This is a genomic window from Pedobacter sp. PLR, assembly GCF_026239675.1.
In the GTDB taxonomy this organism is placed as follows: Bacteria; Bacteroidota; Bacteroidia; order Sphingobacteriales; family Sphingobacteriaceae; genus Pedobacter.
Window position 1 is genome coordinate 527,649 of the sequence record NZ_JAPIVQ010000001.1, and the last position, 18,569, is coordinate 546,217.

The following is an 18,569-nucleotide window of genomic DNA, read 5'->3' on the forward strand; positions in this document are numbered from 1 at the left end:
GTTTTCTTGTTAAGAGGTAATACAATTTAAACAGGCTAATTCTGGAGTGCTGCGTACTTCATCCAACCTTACATAATGTTCATTCCCGGCATTTTTTAAGGGGCGTTCTACTGTAAATGTATAGTACCGCTCATCTACTTCCGTCACCGTGACAGGGATAGCCTTTTTCCCATCCCAGGAAATCCAGGCCTTATCACCCGCCATAAAATTCTCAATAGTCCGTTTAGTATAATGGAGCGGCTTGAGATTTTTAACAAACACTATAGGTCTTGACTCTGACTTTTTCGTAGCAGGTCTTGCCGCTTGCTTTTTGGGACCAGTTGAGCATTTTTTTTTCAGAAAACTTTCGTAAGTTTTCCAAGCCCTTTCCAAAGTGGCCGTTGTACCCCTTGGCTGACTACCTATATTCAAATGGTCCTTGTATGCTTCTAAATTATTATATGACGGCCATCCATCACCTTTAACAGTGAATCCGCGTTTTATAGCCAGATCTCCAAGCAGAGAATCCCTGTTTTTATGTTTTGCTAACCAGTCAGCGAACCCAAGCTCAAACTTTGGCAGGGTTTCAACGTCAACTCCATCGGGCTTTTGATCATCAAGAGACTCCCCACCGCTATTCTCAATTTTTTCAATCGCTGCTTCCAAAGTTTCCCCCTCAGCCCAATGATGACCTGCCTTAACATAGCCGACATATCCAGCGACACGCTTAAGCTTGATCAAATCGACCACACCGCGTATACCCGGTTGATCCGATAGTACCCGGCTCGGCGAGACATACTCATGCAAGACCATTAAATAAACCCCCTCTTCATAGGTCTCCACCTTTACGCCCTCACGCTGAATTTTTTGATCGTTGAAAAACATACCTCTTGAATTTGTAATGTCAACGGCCAGGTTCATTGCCAAAGATTCAAAAGTCGGCCATATCTTGTTAAAAAACCTCTTTTCCACCAGGATTGGTGAATAAGCACCTTCTGTCAGACCAACAACAAGTTCTTCCGGCAACCCATTAAGTTCTTTACAACGTTCTTTGATTGGAGCCGTAGGCTGTAAAACAATAAACTCCGCCTGGCTTAAATTAGTAATTGGACATTTTTTGTCGGCTAACAAAGCGGCGCGTGATGAATAGCCCATGTAAGCCGCGAACAGTTCATGCGCGTGCGATGACTTTAATTGAACTCCAAAATGGTGTTTAGCGAATGAGCGCAAAGAATCCGCGCATTCTTTTGTGATGTCGTGTTTCATAGCAATATTTTATTAAAGGCCGGACTTTAAATCGGTGTCGTGAATGTTTAAAGACAACCTTTGCCAGCGGTTAAATAAAATTTGCTGTTAACGGGTTTGTTAATACTTGAATCAGCCTTGCGTTTCAGCCACTCACAACTGGGGCGCTTGCTTCCTAAAACGAAAGTAAAATAAAAATTTGAATTAAACAAGGGAGGTAATTTAAAAAAGGGTTGTACCTTTCAATTACAGAATTATTAATATCGATTTAAACCAATAAACAGTTATGAAACTCATTGACGTTCTCGGATTAAAAAATTTTAGAATATTTGATGATCAAGATGGCTTCTTTGCCGAATTATCATCTATAAACATACTTACCGGAGCGAATAATTCTGGAAAGAGTTCTATCGTAAAGGCGTTACAAATGCTGAAAAACAGTGTTAACGGAAGCCGATATCCATTTAATTTAGATCTAAACCAACAAGAACACTTACTGGGAGATTTTGAAAATATCTTATTTAATAAGAACAACAAAAATGTTGAGGTCACACTCCCCTTCCTATTTTTTGGAATTGGTAACCTGTGCATAACCTTATCATTTACCATACCAGATTCTAAGAACACTTACGAAGCAAAACTAAGAAGTGTCGAAGTCTTTGATAAGATAGATAAGAATATTTTATTCTCATTCCATTACCGTAAGGCTACTACTGATGAGGTGGAGGCTTACGAGAAAGATTATAATGAGCAGCTTGAAATCTATCAGAAGAAAAATGAAGAACTTTCCAAGAAACCGGGAGACATTTTTTCCATTGATCAAATTTACAACATTGCTCCCTCCGACAATCCTCCTGTTGGATATGTAGATTGGTACATAAACCGGAAAAAGCTTAAGTTTTATTTAGATTATTTACGGAAATTCTACGAGATTTATTTAGATAATAAAAAAAATTGGGACGAAGACCATTTAGAAACAATAGACCAAAAAGCCGAGGACAAAAAGTTCTTCTTTATACCTACAGCCGTTTTAAATTTGTTTAAGAATGATTTAGATATTGACAAATGGAAAGATTTTTTGGAAAATAAAATTGGAGATGATGAGGAAAGTAAGGGAAAAGCGCACGTTGGAGAACAAGATTTTCAAGCAGAAGATTTCTATCCTACTCCAGAGATCCAACACGCGCTTTATCAAAGTATGTTTGATGTGCTAAGGCAGAACCTATTTTGGGAAGACACCATTGATGCAAGCACCAATTCCGTTATTGGATACTGCTTCAAAAGCAGTTGGGATATCTTGATTCAAAGAATAATCGCTATTAATTATATATCCAACATTAAAGAAGAAAACGCCAGAGGTTACAATGCAACTTCTAATTCACCATTTATAAACCTATTAAAACAGTATCTATCAGCCAATGTTGATACCGAATTCATTCAAGCCTATTTAGAAGAGTTTGAAATTGGTCAGGAACTATTGATTGATTACCAGCCAAAATACCAACTCATTCTGGTTTCGATAATAACGATGGACGGAACCAGGCGAGAACTGGTTGATTTTGGTTATGGCATCAAGCAAATAATTTTGATTTTGATCCAAGTAAGTGTGCTGGCAAAGCAAAATAAAAGGATAGAACAGTGGTATAATTATAATGAAGATGAACCGTATCCGTACTATGAGCCGAGTTTACTTATAGTTGAAGAACCAGAGTCTAATCTTCATCCGAAATGGCAATCCAAATTGGCCGATATGCTTGCAGAAGCTAGTAAAAGGTTCAATATTCAATTGATTATCGAAACCCACAGTGAATACCTTATCCGGAAATTTCAAACATTAGTTGCCAAAAAGGAAGTACTATCGCAGGACATCAAAATATTTTACCTCAGAAGTTTGCAAAAAATTACTGAGGATAAAAAACAGGTTGAAAGTCTACACATCCAGGAAGATGGCAGTATCGATTTCAACATCTTTGATGACGGTTTTTTTGATGTGAACTATAAACTTGAATTTAGTTTACTGAATATTCAATTCTTCAAGGATTTTGAGGGCTTAAAGAATAGTAAACAAGAAAATGAAGATAAGATAGTTGCATTAGAGCAGAAGATTGATGACTTTACAAAAAAAGCGGATGTTACGGTATATCAGCAACTCATAACGCAACGTTTTAATGTGGTAAAATTGTTGCCTTCGACATTTGATTATTTAGTATCAGGAACATTTTTGCTTGAGAACAATATTGCCCTAGGCGATTTTTCCCCAGTGATCATACAGTATGGCAGAGCTATTGAAAATGAATTAAAGCAAATATTTCATATTGTAAATCCGGCGAAAAATTGGATGCTTGCAAATATGCAGGCACCAATCGAGAAAATCTTGACTGGGACTACTGCTTTAACACGTGCTTTAGGGTTCTCTACTAATGCTGAAAAAAACAGCCTTAATACAGAACTATCAAATACATTTTTAAACCCTGCAAATCTAAGAATAGATTTACTCGATGATTTGAGGGAAATAAGAAATTCAGCAGGGCATCCTGGACACATGAAGACCAAAGAGCAAGCAATCAATTATATAAGAAACGCAAACGACTTTCTGGATAAGTGGATTGCAGAAAAAAAATAGAGAAGTTGCGGCGATTCAGATTACTATCTTTTAGGAAAAGTAAATTCTTCTTACTAGTAGTCTAGAACAAAAAAGCAACATAAAAACAAACAGAAGATGACATTAAAAGAAGCTGTATTAAAAAGTTTAGAAGACATTAACGACATCACCAATTATTTGGCGGTGCTCAACCATATCAATGACAAAAATTATTATGACTTTGGCGGTGCGAAAACACCTGGCTCAACAATTTCAGCAGTTTTGGGCGACTTTATTCGTAATGGCGACACGAGAGTAAAACGTATTAAACAAGAGGGAGGAGCCTATTCCTATTATTTGACAAAAAACGAGCAAAAAATTGGAGTCGAAATTTTAAGTGGCGATACAGAAGTTCTGATAACACAACCAATTAAGATAAACAAGTCAAAAACTTACGATGAAAGAGATTTACACCAACTTTTAAGTAGCTATTTAAAAAACACAGACACATACTCAAAGACAATTTTTCACGAACAATCAAACGGAAAAGATAACAACCAAATTTGGACACATCCAGATATGGTTGGAATTAAGTTTCTAAACTTACAGACAAAAGCCAGTCAGAATTTTTTAAAATCAATAAATCGTGTTGATACTTTTAAAATAAGCTCCTACGAATTAAAAAGGGAGATCAACAGCGATAGCGAACTTAAAAAAGCATTTTTTCAAGCTGTTTCAAATTCAAGCTGGGCAAATTATGGTTATTTAGTTGCATTTGAATTTAGCGCCAGTTTGAACGAAGAAATGGCAAGACTAAATCAATCTTTTGGAATTGGCATTATTGAACTAAACGCAAATCCATATCAAAGCAAAGTACTTTACCCTTCAGTTTTTCGTGACTTGGATTTTAAAACAATTGATAAACTTTGTAAAATGAATAAAGAGTTTGAAAAGTTTATCGAGCAGACAGAAAAACTAATGACTGCAAGCGAAAAATATGTTTCAGGAGCAGAAAAAGAACTTAACGAATTTTGTGATGGCTACTTTGCAAACGATACAGAAGTTGAAAACTATTGCAAAGACAAATACATACCAATCAAAGAATGACAATAAACATAAATCTTAAAAAACTAAAAACGCCTTATGGACTTTTTATTTACAATTGTTAGCATAATAGCACTTTTTGGCATTTATACTCTTCTTGCTCTTCTTTTTGAGAGATACTTAGGCATTAATCTTCTATTTTCAACAACTCATCGAGGAGCGAAAAGCATTAACAATCAAAATCAGCAAATAGAAGAGTCTGTCAATAATTTTGCTAGGGAAAATCCAGATGTTTTCAAAAAAATACTCATTACAATCAAGAAAAAAAGGTTTGCAAAAACTGCGGCAAATTTTGACTTTCTTATTCGTCGATTTATCAAGGATAACCCTAATTGGGCAGATGCTGATTATGAAAATGCACTTGCAAAATACAACAGAGACTTGGATATCCAAGCTAAAAAAAATAAAGAGGAAGCAATAAATGAACAACTTGGACACATCAATTCACTAATTGCCAAAGGCATGACCGAGCAAGAGGCTAGAAAATGGTATGATGATTTCAGTAAAGAATATCCTTTTCGGGAAACCAATAGCTTTTTATTGGTTGGCAATAAACCACAAAAAAAAACATATAATTAGTTTGTAAATCAAAAACAACTATTAATTATTGCCTAATTACCCTCGGTTGACCAACAATTTATGACAACAGATTTTATCGGTAAATAACACGCCGTTAAATGAGCTTTTAGAGATAAAAAAGCCATAATTTGATGTAAGTACATGTAAAAGGTTATTGTCCCAGTGTAATTACATTAATGAATATAAAATATTCCGTTTTCAGTTAACAATAGGTTTGTTATTACAGCTTTGATTATAATAGATTTATGCGTAAATTTAATTTATAGCATTTGCAGTTATAAAAGAAATTAAGAAAGGTGAGTGATTCGGTGAGTCAATAATCACAAACCATCCAGACACCATATTAAAGCGGGATTTTAACCCTGGGTACAGTTCCCCCACTCTCCGCTAAGGTATCAAAACCTACTAAAAAACCTGCAAATCGAAAGATTAGCAGGTTTTTTTATTTAGCCGAAAGCCACTTTGAGTTTCCACTTATTCAAAGTGGTAAGGAATTAGACATTGATGTAGACTTACATTTTCAAGAGACTCACAAAATAAATCAATAACAGATTGGTTTTCTTCTTATCGTACTTTCGAAGTTCATATTTATTGTTACATTAGAATTGTGACTAAAAATTACGCTCTTCAATTGACAATAAATATAAAATAATGAACTCTCTTTTAATTTTGGTCATCATTCTCCTTTCCTTATATATCGCACTTTATATTACTGGCCCGCTCTTAATTTTTTTTCATGAATTAGGACATGCAATAGCCATTCTGATTTTAACCAATCCCAATAAAATCGACCTCTATATTGGTTCATATGGTGACAACTCAAGCAAATTAAACTTTAGTATTGGAAAGCTATATTTTCATGTAAACCCTGCCCTTTCAATTAAAACCGGCGGCATGTGTTCAACTGAAAAAATGGCTAACAATTATACTAAAACCATCATTATTCTATTAGCGGGACCATTATTCACCATCGTACTCTCTTGTATCTTGGGATTTTTCGTGTTTAATGAGGGACTACATAGCGCTATTGAATTCTATTTCTGTTGTTTAATCGTCTCCGCTTTCATAGGATTATGGACAGATCTTGTTCCAGGTACAATCAAAGAACACAACTTGTATAATGATGGCAAACTTATTGCATTCACATACAGAATAAGACATGTTTTTGCAGACTATCTTCTTGCCCGACAACATTTATTAAAGGAAAAGAATGATGAAGGCATCATTAAATTAAGGGCCTTAATTACCTTGTTCCCATATGAGGAGATACTGATTCGTCAGCTTATTGCACCACTCATATTGACAAAACAATTTGATGAGGCAAGAGCACAGCTTTTAAAGCTTAAAAGCTTCACTGAATTTACTATCGATGATTATACATACATGGGCTATCTCCAAATATTATCAGATCAAAATAATGAGGCAGAAGCTAGTTTTAATTCCGCACTAGAAATGAACACCAATCACCCGATTGCCTTAAATAATTTGGGTTATGTTTTAGTTTTATTAGAGAACTACGAAGAGGCTAAGAAATATCTGGAAAAAGCAATTAAAATTAATCCAAACCTCGCAGAAGCCTATAATAACCTCGGAAAGCTTAAACTTCTTACAAACCTACTCGAAGAAGGTAAAACTCTGATTGAAAAAAGCATTGTGCTTAACCCAGAAAATGCAGACGCTTACAAAAATTTGGGGATCTATTATTCGAAAGTTAAAAATATAGAACTAGCTAGATTCAACTATGATAAGGCCTTAAAATTAGATAATAGTCTTCTTTTAGAAGACTATAAAGAACAATTCATTCAAAAAACATAGAACCAATACATTGGATGGATAAAAACATATAAGATGGATCTGAAACTATTTTTTACCGGCATTGGGTTTTTAATATTGGCGTATTTAACATACAGGAGTGTTAAAAATGAGAGACCATTTTCACAGGAGACAAATTGGAAGGGTCCTTCGCTTTCAACCTATATAGGGCTATGGAGTTGTGTTCTTATGTGTTTTATGGTCGGGATAGTATTTATCTTTCAATCACTTCCATCTCAAATTTAAGGAAAGAACATCAATGGAACCCCGATTTTTCGACTTTAGCGGTGTCCTAGATTCAGGGGAGGTCACAGAAGCCTTTGCTTCAGGCCACTTTTAGTCAGCAGAATTAGGAAATATTTTTGGCCTTAGCATCACATTGTCTCGTCCTGCTGGTTTTAGTTTGTTTTGGAGTTGAAAGTCCATTTTCTTTTGTCATTTTTAAAGCTTTAGTGTAAAGCTATTTAAGGACAAGACACAATTAAGACAAAACCTTAATTACTAAAAAGCACTTCTCTTATAAAGATATCTATGAAAAAGAAATTCAACTAATTATTATTTTTCTTATTCCGTTCATTTTTAATTGTCAAGCTCAGGATACCTATATTCAATGCGGTAAGGAAAAACTTGTAATAACTAGATTTGTAACTGATTCTATATCTAGCTTTAATAATTCATATGTACAATACGAAGCTATTAAATCTATAAAACAGAGTAAATTCCCAATTGAAGTTAGAATTTATAGTACCGGAATTTCTTCGGATATCATACAGCTTATGATGTTCCAAGCGACTCCTGACAGTATATACATTACTAATAAAAGAATCTGGATCGCGGGAAAAGCAGGAATTAACAACTACAAAATAGTTAAAAGAGAAGGATCTTACACTGTAAACGTAAGTCCTTTAATTCAGAAAAGAAGTTCTATAAATGACTATTGTGGGTTCCTCTCTCAATTAATATCAAACCATTTATTTGAGATCAAGGGAAGTCTATTATCTGAAAAGCTTGTTCAAGATCCGAACAAAAGTATTGAGGACTCAGGTGGAAGCTATCTATTTGAAATTAAGATTAACAATAAATATAGGAATTTCAAATACCATACAAGTGGGAATGCGGTTGATCCTGACAAAACAAGAGGGAAATCTTTAGATAACATCATTAGCACCACCTTCAAAACACTGAAGATCAATGAAAAAAATTAAACTGTTTAGTCCTCGCAATCGAAGAAGATAAGTTTATAACGCTTTGCGTACGCACCAGGTGGTCATACTTCTTAGGCCCTGGACGTTGGTGGTTTTGATGGGCTCATGGAGTTTTCCGCCAAGGCTTTTGGTGAGCCTAAGTAACATTTCCTGATTGACCAGAAAGCGTTCCGATCCGTCTGGAAGTATGTATCGACCGTTTCCCATGAACTGGACTAATGATTCGATTCCTATGTCTGATGCTAGTCGGCAGAAAAAATAACCTCCGGGCTTTAGGACGCCCCACATGGAATCCAGCATAGCTTTAAAATGTTCTAGGTTTTCAGCGAAATGGAGTACGGCGCTACTAATAACCAGGTCGAAGCGCTCTGGTTCAAATGGTAGCTTTTCGACAGCTGATACTTTAAAGTTTTCTTCTGCATTGATATGAGAAAATTGACTGGCAAGGCTCCTGAGCTGAGAGATAGCTTCCGGGTTTTGATCTATGCCGAAAACCTCTGCGCCGCTTTTTAAAAAGTAAAACAGGTTTCTCCCTGTTCCGCAACCGGCATCTAAAATGGCATTGCACTCATCATAAGTACCTTTAGCCAATTGGTCGAATAAATAAATATCAATGTTTCCAAAGGTTTCCTGGATATAATCGCTTTTCATCTCTGAAACAAAGATATATACAAGGAATGAAGGATGGAAATAAAGAGTGTATTACTGTCTCTATTTGCACCATTTTTCAAGTTTATCCATCAAGTCTTCCAGGCGAATAGGTTTACCTATATAATCATCCATCCCGGCATCTAAACAATCTTGTTCATCACCTTTTAGTGTATTGGCTGTTAATGCAATAATAACTGGCTGTTTCAATTGCTTTTTTCTGATTAGTCGGGTTGCCACTAAACCGTCCATTACTGGCATTTGCATGTCCATTAAGACAATGTCATAATCTTTTCCATTAACAGCCTCAATGGCCTCTTCTCCATTTTTCACCAGGTCCGGTTTATAACCTAATCGATTAAGAATATTAACGATTACCAATTGGTTTGTTAATTTATCCTCTGCTACCAGCAATTCGCAAGGGTAATTTATTGAAAATTGAGCCGACAATTTGTTATGAGGCACCTGTTCTTCTATTTCTGCATGCCTTCTTATTTGCAATGCATTTGAGACTTGTTTACTAAGGACATGTTGGCGGATAGGCTTTGTTACGACTGAATAAAACAGACCAAGTTGACTCTCTTCAAATTCTTCGCCAATAGAACTGAGCAAAAGAATCGGAATAAATGGATAGCGCAGCTTCATCAACTTGGCCAGCATTACACCATCCATGCCGGGCATTTGCATATCTGTAATCACTAAGTCAATTGCCGGATCAAGCGACAGTATTGATAATGCCTGTTTAGCCGAACTGGCGGATATAGGTTGTAAGTTCCAATATCCAAGCTGCTTATTTAAAATGCTCAGGTTCGTAGCATTATCATCAACAACCATTACCTTTTTGCCAGCATGTTCAGTCATGCTTGAATTGGCATATGGCAACAGGAACTTAGTTCCAATTTGCGTACGCATCATAAATGAGAAGGTCGATCCCTGATCCAGCTCACTCTCCACATTAATTTTGCCACCCATAAGTTTGACAAGTTTTTCTGAAATTGCGAGGCCCAGGCCAGTACCACCATACTTACGGGTTGTAGAAGAATCAACCTGCGAAAAAGAGTTAAACAAATTACCCAATTTATCAGCCGCTATTCCAATACCTGTATCACTTACTGCAAATTTCAGTTCGAACTGTCCGTTTTGTAAAATATTCCCCACAGAAACGGCTACGAAAACCTCACCCTGCTCAGTAAATTTCATAGAATTTCCAACCAGATTAATCAATACCTGCCTCAGCCGTAGCTGATCACCAACAATTTGCAAAGGAACATCTTCTTCAATATGATAGACTAGTTCCAACTGAAGTTCAGCAGATTTAACTGCAAATATATCAAGGACATCTTCAATACACTTACGCAAGTTAAAATCTTCAGACTCTAATTCCATATTGCCGGATTCTATTTTAGAAACGTCCAGTATATCGTTGATCACATTAATCAATGCTTCACCACAATTAGCAATCACATCCGCAAACATATACTGCTCTTTATTCAAGTCAGTTTCCTTTAAAAGCATCGCCATCCCCATAACCCCATTCATCGGGGTGCGGATCTCATGACTCATGTTAGCCAGAAAGATGCTTTTGGCTTGATTGGCCCGATCTGCTTCAGCTCTGGCTTTTTCCAATTCTAAATTAGATACCTTAAGCTTCTCGTTGGCTTTTTCCAATATCTCTTCATTCTGTTTCCGAACCGATGATAGTTGAGCTTCTTTTTGTAGCTCGGCCATTGCTAAGGTCTGGGCAACCTGCCTTTCATTAGATTTTCTTAGTAAGTAGGCCCATAATCCACAGACAAAAAAGATCATATCGGCCAGCAACATATGAATTATAAAAGTCTGCAAATCAAAATTATCCAACTGTGTAAAATAGATTCCGGTTACCCCACTATTTTGCAAATAGCCAAATACCGCATGATGAACCATAACCACAATTAGCATCGGTATCTGTAGTTTCCATTTCTCATAGGAGATTAACAGCGTGCTGCCAATAAAGGCAAAGAAATGCATTTCGAATAGTCCATGCATCTGGTAAATAAACTGTGCCATAAAAATACCCAGCACTGCGCTTAAAACGTATTGATAAAGATCGGATGATGGTAAAAGATATTTCACGGAATAATAAGCCAGCAAAGAAAGACCACCTACTCCAAATGCAATTAACCAGGTATCATAAAATTGCGCAAATATTAGCCCCACGATGAAGTATACCCATAAAAAGTAATTCATTAAACGATCCGTTCTTTCCTTAACGCCCAGGAAAAGTAAACGGTTTTGGCTTTCAAAATTAGTGATATGATTGTTCGAAATCATTGCTTAAATCAGTTCAAAAATTAATTATTATTTGCAGTCTGGCAAAGTACAACCATAGGATTTTAGTGCTGCCTCACTGAAAACCAGATCAGTTTGTTTTTTCAACAAACCATTCAATGCTATTTTTGCGAAGCTGGTTTTTTCATCTGTACAATAACGAGTGGTGTTATAATTCCCTTTATAATATAAATGCTGAGCCTGATCTAGTAAAACTGCCTGGGGAGTAGAATACACACCACAAGCTGCAGCAAGGTTTTTATCAAATAGAATAGGGATTTGGAGACCAAACTTATTTTGGATGGTTTCCGGAGTAAAAGATTTTGGACTCAATACCACCACTCTAAAATCAATACGATCGCCATACTCTTTAACCAGTGATTTAAAATGCTTCATGTTAAATCGTGAACAGGGGCAGTCTGGATTAAAAAAATGGAGAAAAATAGGTTTATTATGGTTATTGTTCAAAGCTTTGTTAACGATCAAACTGCCTGTCTCAATTGATTTATAGTCTTTAGGAACTGGAGTTGGCAATTGGTAAATGATATCGTTGTACCAGAATAGATATCCAATGGCAGAAAACAAAAATATTAGCCAAAAAAATACGAGAGCTTTTTTCATATTGAAATACAAAACAATAGTAAGTTGCGTTTGTCAAACCAATAACGTCATTTATTATATTAAACGGAAGGAAATATAAAATATATTTTGTGTTTCAAAAATTCCGGGGCATACCCACATTCAGACTATGCAAACACGCGAATATTACAGTGGGGAAAGATATGGCCTTGCTAAAAAGATTTATGCTGATTTAATTTAGTGAGCGCACAATATAAAAGGGCTATAAGCGTCTTTATATATGAGAGCGTTAATTTAGATAAAGCGGGAATGATCGGAGGATCATTTCCGCTTTTCTTATTTTAAGCATATGTTAAGGCCAATTTTGTGCCCTATGTGTTGGTTCCTAAGGAGAAATCAGCATCAATGTTTTCGCTACAAAGGCATAAAACCATCTCCTAAATTTTCTTCGTCCATACCGACATAAGAATAGTGGCGCGGCAGGTACCAACTAACAGTCTGCATTACGCTTCTATATGTGCTTTCATCCTTGAAGTTTTTAGGTGTCAAATTGAAAACAATCTCCTGTGAAACTCCATTTCCATTTTTCCTATGTCGCATCATTAATAATACCTTTGGTGTCTCAACACCTCTCGATTTTAAAAACTTATCAATAAGTTGTCGGGTTTGTTTTGGTAGAATTGTCTCGGACGGCTGTCCAATCATTACTTCTTCATTTTCAGCAATAGTTTCATCGTTTGTCTCTTTTGAAAATGCCGTTTCTGTATTTGTATAAAATGTATTGTTTAAACGCAAGTTTAAAATGTCACCATAAGATAAGACCCAATCTACACCCTGCTGTGTTGGATTAATTGCTACACCAAAACCAGAAGTAAGCAAAAAATCGTCTTTCATTTTATCAATTACAAAACATTGAAAACTTTTATTTGGTTCCGGTAAAAAAAGCTGAAAATAAGGGAATCCATCAGGTCCGGTTATTACTTGTGGGTCGCCGCAACGAAAACTTGCCTGGCCAATGTTATCTAAAAATGTTTGTTGCCACTTTTCGTCTCTTTCCGTTTGTGGTGTCTGAACGAGTTTAAATAGAATGTCTGTTTTATTTAAATCTCCTATATAAGGCTCAGTATTTTTCTCAAGAGAATTGTCTGATTGTGGCTGCTCTTTTTTATTTAAAAAATCAATTTTTCCCATTTGCAATTATTAATATGTTTGTTTTTATAAGGTATCAGTAAATTAATTATTCGTTCCGTCCCAAAACTATTCCATACGCTTAACTACTTCGGGTTTTCTCAATGAAACAATTTCTCCATCCAGAATCCCCTATGGTGATACAAACGATGGTTTAACCATTCAAGTATGGCCCAATATAAGAGGACCACCGAAAGTAGCCAATGCATTTGATGTAAATCAACATTAATTTATCTCAGCGATGGCGATAGATTTAGTCAAATCCACAAACAAAAAATCCCTACCTGAATAAACAGGTAAGGTGTAATCAGCAGCATTTTCTATATAACTGCTGAGTCATTCCGTGAGTAGCTGAAGGTATTTATAGAATTCTAATAAATATGAGCGACAAATTCAGACATGGTTGTAGGTTTTCTACCTAAGAATCCTTCTAACGTGTCATTCAAGACATCCATTGTGCCTTGCGCCTGAGCCATCGCCCACATGGTAAACATACCAATATACAAGTCCGGAACCCCAAACTCTTTCATTTTAGATTCAAATAGGTCAACTTCTAAGGATTGATAGTTAACATCTTTCCCCAGCTGATTACCTATGGCCTTAGCGATCTCACTAAAAGAGACCGAAGTTGAATTAGTTAAACTATAAATTTGCTTTTCATGTCCTTCAGTGGTTAGTACGTGTGCAGCAGCTTCTGCTAACTCTTCGCGAAGCACATAGCTTGCTTTACCGTCCTTTGCAGGAAATAATATGATACCAGTCTCAGCTACTTTTTCTCCGGCAAAAACTGGTATCATTTCCAGATAAATACCGTTTTGAAGTATAGTATAATCAATGCCACTATCTATCAGATAGGCTTCTGTTTGTGCATGTGAATTTTGGAATGCGGCTATAGACGAGTCCTCAAAATTGGTTTTCCTCACAAAAGAGGTATAAACAATATATTTAACATTGGCCTCTTTCGCAGCCTTTATGGTGTTTATGTGCTGAGCAGTCCTGTTTTCGACAGCTTGTCTATCATTACTGGAAACCAATAATAGTTTATCTACGCCTTGAAATGCTTTAACCAATGAATCATAGTCTGTGTAATCCCCAACTCTTACTTCAACTCCCCTGCTTTTAAGATGCTGCGCATTTGCTTCGTTTCTTACTAAAGCGGAAATTTCAGATGGTCTAACACCTTTGCTTAATAAATGGTCAATGGCTTTCGAACCGAATTGACCTGTTGCACCTGTTACTAAAATCATATCTTATATTTTGTTATGATGTAAACCTAGCGATATTAATATACTAAGTATACTTTGTTCTTAAATATTAGTACTATACTTTTGTATACTAGAATAACGTAAAATTTATGAGTGATTTCAAGGAATTATTAGATAGAGATAAGGTGCAACAGTGCCCACGCCATTATGTACTGGCTTTAACGGACACCTTAAATGTCATGAATGGCAAATGGAAGCTACCGATAATTGCCTCGCTGCTGCATGGGAAAATCCGTTTTAAGGATTTACAAAACAACATCGATAAAATCACTCCCAGAATGTTGTCAAAAGAGCTGAAAGAACTGGAATTAAACGGTATTATAGAGCGTAAAGTGTACAATCAAACTCCTGTATTAATAGAGTATATTCTAACAGAGTCCGGTAAGAACTTAACTGGTTTAATTGACTCGATGATTGATTGGGGAATGCTCCATAGAACCGAAGCCATCAAAAGTAGCTGGCCTAACGATTAACAGAACTGATCAATAACGGTTTCAGCTGGTATATCAAAATTCCAAAGGCGAATTGCCCCTATCAATGCTCTGGACTCTTGATAATGAATCTATTTCCCTATGGTCATTGATATGTAATTCCTTCCTTCAGCTCCCTCTGGAGACCCTAAAATTTCGTAAATTAATGTAAAAAACAAGGCATGGTTATTTTTCTACTTTATTTAAACACACATCAAGATGAAAAAGCAACTATTTGTAGTACTGGCACTGTTAGCCACGCTAACTGCCTGCTCGCCTTACACTTACTATGCAGTGAGTAATAAACCCCTGAATGCAACTTATAAAACTTATGCCTGGATTCCTGAAGGCCAGTCCAAAACCTCAAATATCTATAATAACGACATTGCTACCGATCTGATTGTAGAAACTGCCAGTCAGCAACTCAACACTAGGGGTTTGACGCTTGACAATGCAAAACCTGACATACTGGTCCGTTATACAGCTGTTGTAAACAAGGAAACCAGGATATATAACGAACCAGTCTATTACTACTCCCCATGGAGGATGGGTCCTAGAGTAAGTTATTACCGGGGCCGGTCGGCTTATTATTATTCCTTTTACGATCCTTTCCCAATATATGTTGGCAGTACTGAAAGAAGAATGATCGTAAAAGAAAGTAGCATCATGATTGATCTTATAGATCGTAGATCCTCTAAGGTCATCTGGAGAGGTTGGGCTGAAGGAGTGGTAAACAATCCGGAGAAGGCAATTAATGAATTGCCGCAAGTTGTAACCAATATATTCAAAAAGCTTATATAACTACTTTAGTTGAATGAAATTCATGACCTTTTCATATAATAAATAATGGCCGGTGTATTCCAATTACATCGGCCATTATTTTTACTATTCCTTTTGTCTTGCTTGCATAAAATCTGGATAGCATTGATAGCTCTAAGATCACATTTTACAGGCTAAGATTCTTGAATTCGAAGCAAACTGTTTTCTACAAAAAAATGAACAAGTTGAATGTGCAGTACCTCCACCAGGTAAGAAAGCTTAATTTCAATCTATATCCTAAAACAACCCTCTTTCTTTCGTTTAAAAATACCCATTTATAGCTATAAGGTAAAAACACGCCCATTATACTATAACCAGTTTTTGCATTATCTTCATACTTCTAATTTTTAAACTCAATTTAAATCTAATGCAAGAAAAAACAATTAATTACTCTCCTTTATTATTATGTGCTTTGCTTATGCTTGGTATGCTCGTTGGCTGTAAAAAAGATAACGATATTCCATCAGAGCCAAAACCACCTGTACTTTCTATGAACGAGTTATACCAAAGCGCCATACTGGATGCAATGGTTGCTGATAGTGCAGAAATAATTGACACATTATGGGCATTAACTCCTGAAAACACTGCTTTGAAATGGAAAACAATTAATGGTAAGCCACATGTGTTGCTGGCTAGCTATATGCGTTTTCCATCTAGCTATCCGGTTGGCGAATCGATTACCAATTCATGGGGCGAATCCTGGTTATTCATCCCACAGCAAATGAAAGCACGCATAGGTTCTTCTTTCACTGCAGCGAGTGATACCACCATGCGTATCTGTCAGTTGTTGGGCTTACCCCCTGCTAATGAACGAAGCAATACGCACATCGCCGAGATTTGGGTAAACCCGGAAAATTTGTATAGGCCAGCAGGAAGCCGTGTGATCACCACTAAAAGAGCTGGTGCGGTACTAAGTAATAATAATCCTGAAGGTTTCGGCTCATGGTATAATAATTATATTGTTTTTGCCTATTACCGTACACTATCAACTACAGCAGATTTCCATTACCCATGGACGCGTTTGGGTTATACCTATGATTGGGCTCCTAAAGCAAAGGAGGTTGGATTGAGTGAATATGTTTTACAACCTAATTCAGCCGCTTTAGTGGAAAAGGTATCAAAAGTGAGTAACTATTTTAAAATATAATAACCTATAATCCTTATTTATGAAAGCTTTAATTATTATCGACATCCAGTATGATTTTTTACCTGGAGGCGCTTTAGCTGTTAACCATGGTGATGAAATCGTCCAGACAATTAACGACTTACAGGCAGAATATGATATCGTAGTAGCTACCCAGGATTGGCATCCGGGAGGTCATAAAAGTTTCTTTACTTCCCACCCGGATAAAAAACCGTTTGAAGAAATATCGTTAAACGGATTAAATCAGGTGCTATGGCCTGAGCATTGCATACAAGGAACAAAGGGAGCAGAATTGGCTCCGGAACTTTCAACGAATGCCATTGAGGCTATTTTTAGAAAAGGGATGGATAAAGAAATTGATAGTTACAGCGGCTTTTTTGACAATGGTAGAAAAAAATCTACAGGCATGGCCGATTATCTTAAAGGAAGAGGAGTTACTGAGGTAGCCGTTTGTGGAGTGGCCGCCGATTATTGTGTGTACTATACAGCTAATGATGCGTTAGACTTAGGTTTTAAATCAAGTATTATAGAACGTGCTTCTAAGCCGATTGATCCGGAAAGATACGAACGTGTTAAGAGAGATTTTCAGCAAAAGGGCGGGACTGTTATTTAACTACTCAAAAGCCTGGAATCGTAAGATTTCAGGCTTTACTGCGTCAAATCAGTCTTGTAATCAGCATTCCTTTCCTAGGTAACCGATGAGTAGTTGGGGGTATGAATTAAAACATCAAATTGATTACATTTGTAATGAAGACAATGGACATCATCAAACTTATAGAACAATATCAGCATCTTGACATAGACCAGGTGATAGATCATGAAAAATTTAATCTGATTTCTATCGTTCACCATTCTACCAGGATTGAAGGCTCAACCCTTACTGAAGTCGAAACTCAGGTTTTACTTATTGAGGGCTTGACACCAAAAGGAAAGCCTCTGCACGAAAGTCTGATGGTAACTGATCACTATGCTGCGCTTCAATATGCCTTAGAGCAAGCTAAAGCCAGAAGTTCAATTACCAGCCAATTTATTCAAAAATTAAACTCACTTATCGTAAAAAATACGGCAAGTACTTATAATACGGTGTTTGGAACTATTGATGCAGCTACCGGAGCTTTTCGCAAAGGCAACGTAGTCGCTGGAGATACATATTTTCCCAATTTTGATAAGGTGGAGATGTTAACAAAAAATCTCGCTTTGGATCTTGCCAGACGAATGCAGGAGCATCTAACTGTACGGGAAAAATTAAACCTTTCCTATGATGCGCATTTTAACCTGGTTAGTATCCATCCTTTTTATGATGGGAATGGCAGAACTTCCAGATTGTTAATGAACTATATCCAGGCTGTGTATAAACTACCTCTTGCGATCGTACACAATGAAACAAAAACTGATTATTATCAGGCACTCATTGATACTCGTAAACATGAAGACATTAACATTTTCAGAAAATTCATGGATGAGGAGTATACCAGGCATTTGTCCGCTGAAATCAGCAAATTTGAAGAAATGAAACACCCTAAAAAAGGCGGTGGTTTTACATTCTTATTTTAACTTTCACCAGTGCTCTTAAACTCATCCAATTGGTCTGGGAAAGTTAGCTCTCCCAATGGAAGAGCTAACGACTCTATTAAATTGAAATAT

The 18,569-nt window shown here is 36.4% G+C and carries 16 protein-coding genes; 10 read left to right on the plus strand and 6 right to left on the minus strand.

Going from position 1 to position 18,569, the window contains the following annotated elements; translation table 11 throughout:
* Window positions 1-9: 9 nt before the first annotated feature.
* Window positions 10-1,245, minus strand: coding sequence for a hypothetical protein (locus OQX61_RS02220; protein ID WP_265840011.1), 1,236 nt, complete (start codon window positions 1,243-1,245; stop codon window positions 10-12).
* 265 nt (window positions 1,246-1,510) lie between these two features.
* Here OQX61_RS02220 and OQX61_RS02225 point away from each other — a divergent pair, with 265 nt between their 5' ends.
* The 5 genes from OQX61_RS02225 to OQX61_RS02245 all read left to right on the plus strand — a co-directional run bounded on the left by OQX61_RS02225 (window position 1,511) and on the right by OQX61_RS02245 (window position 8,505).
* The gene (locus OQX61_RS02225) at window positions 1,511-3,847 is read left to right on the plus strand and encodes an AAA family ATPase (RefSeq protein ID WP_265840012.1); all 2,337 of its coding nucleotides are present in this window, start codon (window positions 1,511-1,513) and stop codon (window positions 3,845-3,847) included.
* Window positions 3,848-3,943: 96 nt separating this feature from the next.
* Window positions 3,944-4,912, plus strand: coding sequence for a hypothetical protein (locus OQX61_RS02230; RefSeq protein WP_265840013.1), 969 nt, complete (start codon window positions 3,944-3,946; stop codon window positions 4,910-4,912).
* A gap of 36 nt (window positions 4,913-4,948) precedes the next feature.
* Window positions 4,949-5,488: a hypothetical protein gene (locus OQX61_RS02235; RefSeq protein ID WP_265840014.1), complete on the plus strand. Its 540-nt coding sequence runs from the start codon at window positions 4,949-4,951 to the stop codon at window positions 5,486-5,488.
* 651 nt (window positions 5,489-6,139) lie between these two features.
* Window positions 6,140-7,303 carry a tetratricopeptide repeat protein gene (locus OQX61_RS02240; RefSeq protein WP_265840015.1) on the plus strand — a complete coding sequence of 388 codons (1,164 nt, stop codon included), beginning with the start codon at window positions 6,140-6,142 and terminating at the stop codon, window positions 7,301-7,303.
* Between the two features lie 773 nt (window positions 7,304-8,076).
* Window positions 8,077-8,505 carry a hypothetical protein gene (locus OQX61_RS02245; RefSeq protein WP_265840016.1) on the plus strand — a complete coding sequence of 143 codons (429 nt, stop codon included), beginning with the start codon at window positions 8,077-8,079 and terminating at the stop codon, window positions 8,503-8,505.
* 33 nt (window positions 8,506-8,538) lie between these two features.
* Here the strand turns inward: OQX61_RS02245 and OQX61_RS02250 are convergent, their stop codons facing one another.
* From OQX61_RS02250 to OQX61_RS02270, 5 genes are all read right to left on the minus strand, one after another.
* A complete protein-coding gene (locus OQX61_RS02250; protein ID WP_265840017.1) occupies window positions 8,539-9,156 on the minus strand; it encodes a class I SAM-dependent methyltransferase in 618 nt (205 codons plus the stop codon).
* 60 nt (window positions 9,157-9,216) lie between these two features.
* Window positions 9,217-11,463, minus strand: coding sequence for a response regulator (locus OQX61_RS02255; RefSeq protein ID WP_265840018.1), 2,247 nt, complete (start codon window positions 11,461-11,463; stop codon window positions 9,217-9,219).
* A 27-nt stretch (window positions 11,464-11,490) separates the two neighbouring features.
* Window positions 11,491-12,081 carry a thioredoxin fold domain-containing protein gene (locus tag OQX61_RS02260; protein ID WP_265840019.1) on the minus strand — a complete coding sequence of 197 codons (591 nt, stop codon included), beginning with the start codon at window positions 12,079-12,081 and terminating at the stop codon, window positions 11,491-11,493.
* A gap of 372 nt (window positions 12,082-12,453) precedes the next feature.
* Window positions 12,454-13,230: a hypothetical protein gene (locus OQX61_RS02265; RefSeq protein ID WP_265840020.1), complete on the minus strand. Its 777-nt coding sequence runs from the start codon at window positions 13,228-13,230 to the stop codon at window positions 12,454-12,456.
* Between the two features lie 368 nt (window positions 13,231-13,598).
* Window positions 13,599-14,474, minus strand: a complete 876-nt coding sequence (locus tag OQX61_RS02270; protein WP_265840021.1) for an SDR family oxidoreductase — start codon at window positions 14,472-14,474, stop codon at window positions 13,599-13,601.
* A gap of 107 nt (window positions 14,475-14,581) precedes the next feature.
* Between OQX61_RS02270 and OQX61_RS02275 the strand changes: the two genes are divergently transcribed.
* The 5 genes from OQX61_RS02275 to OQX61_RS02295 all read left to right on the plus strand — a co-directional run bounded on the left by OQX61_RS02275 (window position 14,582) and on the right by OQX61_RS02295 (window position 18,479).
* On the plus strand, window positions 14,582-14,965 hold the full coding sequence (locus OQX61_RS02275; RefSeq protein ID WP_265840022.1) for a helix-turn-helix domain-containing protein: 384 nt from the start codon (window positions 14,582-14,584) through the stop codon (window positions 14,963-14,965).
* Window positions 14,966-15,181: 216 nt separating this feature from the next.
* Entirely contained in the window at window positions 15,182-15,763 is a 582-nt protein-coding gene (locus OQX61_RS02280; RefSeq protein WP_265840023.1) for a DUF4136 domain-containing protein, read from the plus strand.
* A gap of 385 nt (window positions 15,764-16,148) precedes the next feature.
* The gene (locus tag OQX61_RS02285; protein ID WP_265840024.1) at window positions 16,149-16,928 is read left to right on the plus strand and encodes a hypothetical protein; all 780 of its coding nucleotides are present in this window, start codon (window positions 16,149-16,151) and stop codon (window positions 16,926-16,928) included.
* A 19-nt stretch (window positions 16,929-16,947) separates the two neighbouring features.
* On the plus strand, window positions 16,948-17,538 hold the full coding sequence (pncA, locus tag OQX61_RS02290; RefSeq protein WP_265840025.1) for a bifunctional nicotinamidase/pyrazinamidase: 591 nt from the start codon (window positions 16,948-16,950) through the stop codon (window positions 17,536-17,538).
* 134 nt (window positions 17,539-17,672) lie between these two features.
* Entirely contained in the window at window positions 17,673-18,479 is an 807-nt protein-coding gene (locus tag OQX61_RS02295; RefSeq protein ID WP_265840026.1) for a Fic family protein, read from the plus strand.
* Window positions 18,480-18,569: the final 90 nt, after the last annotated feature.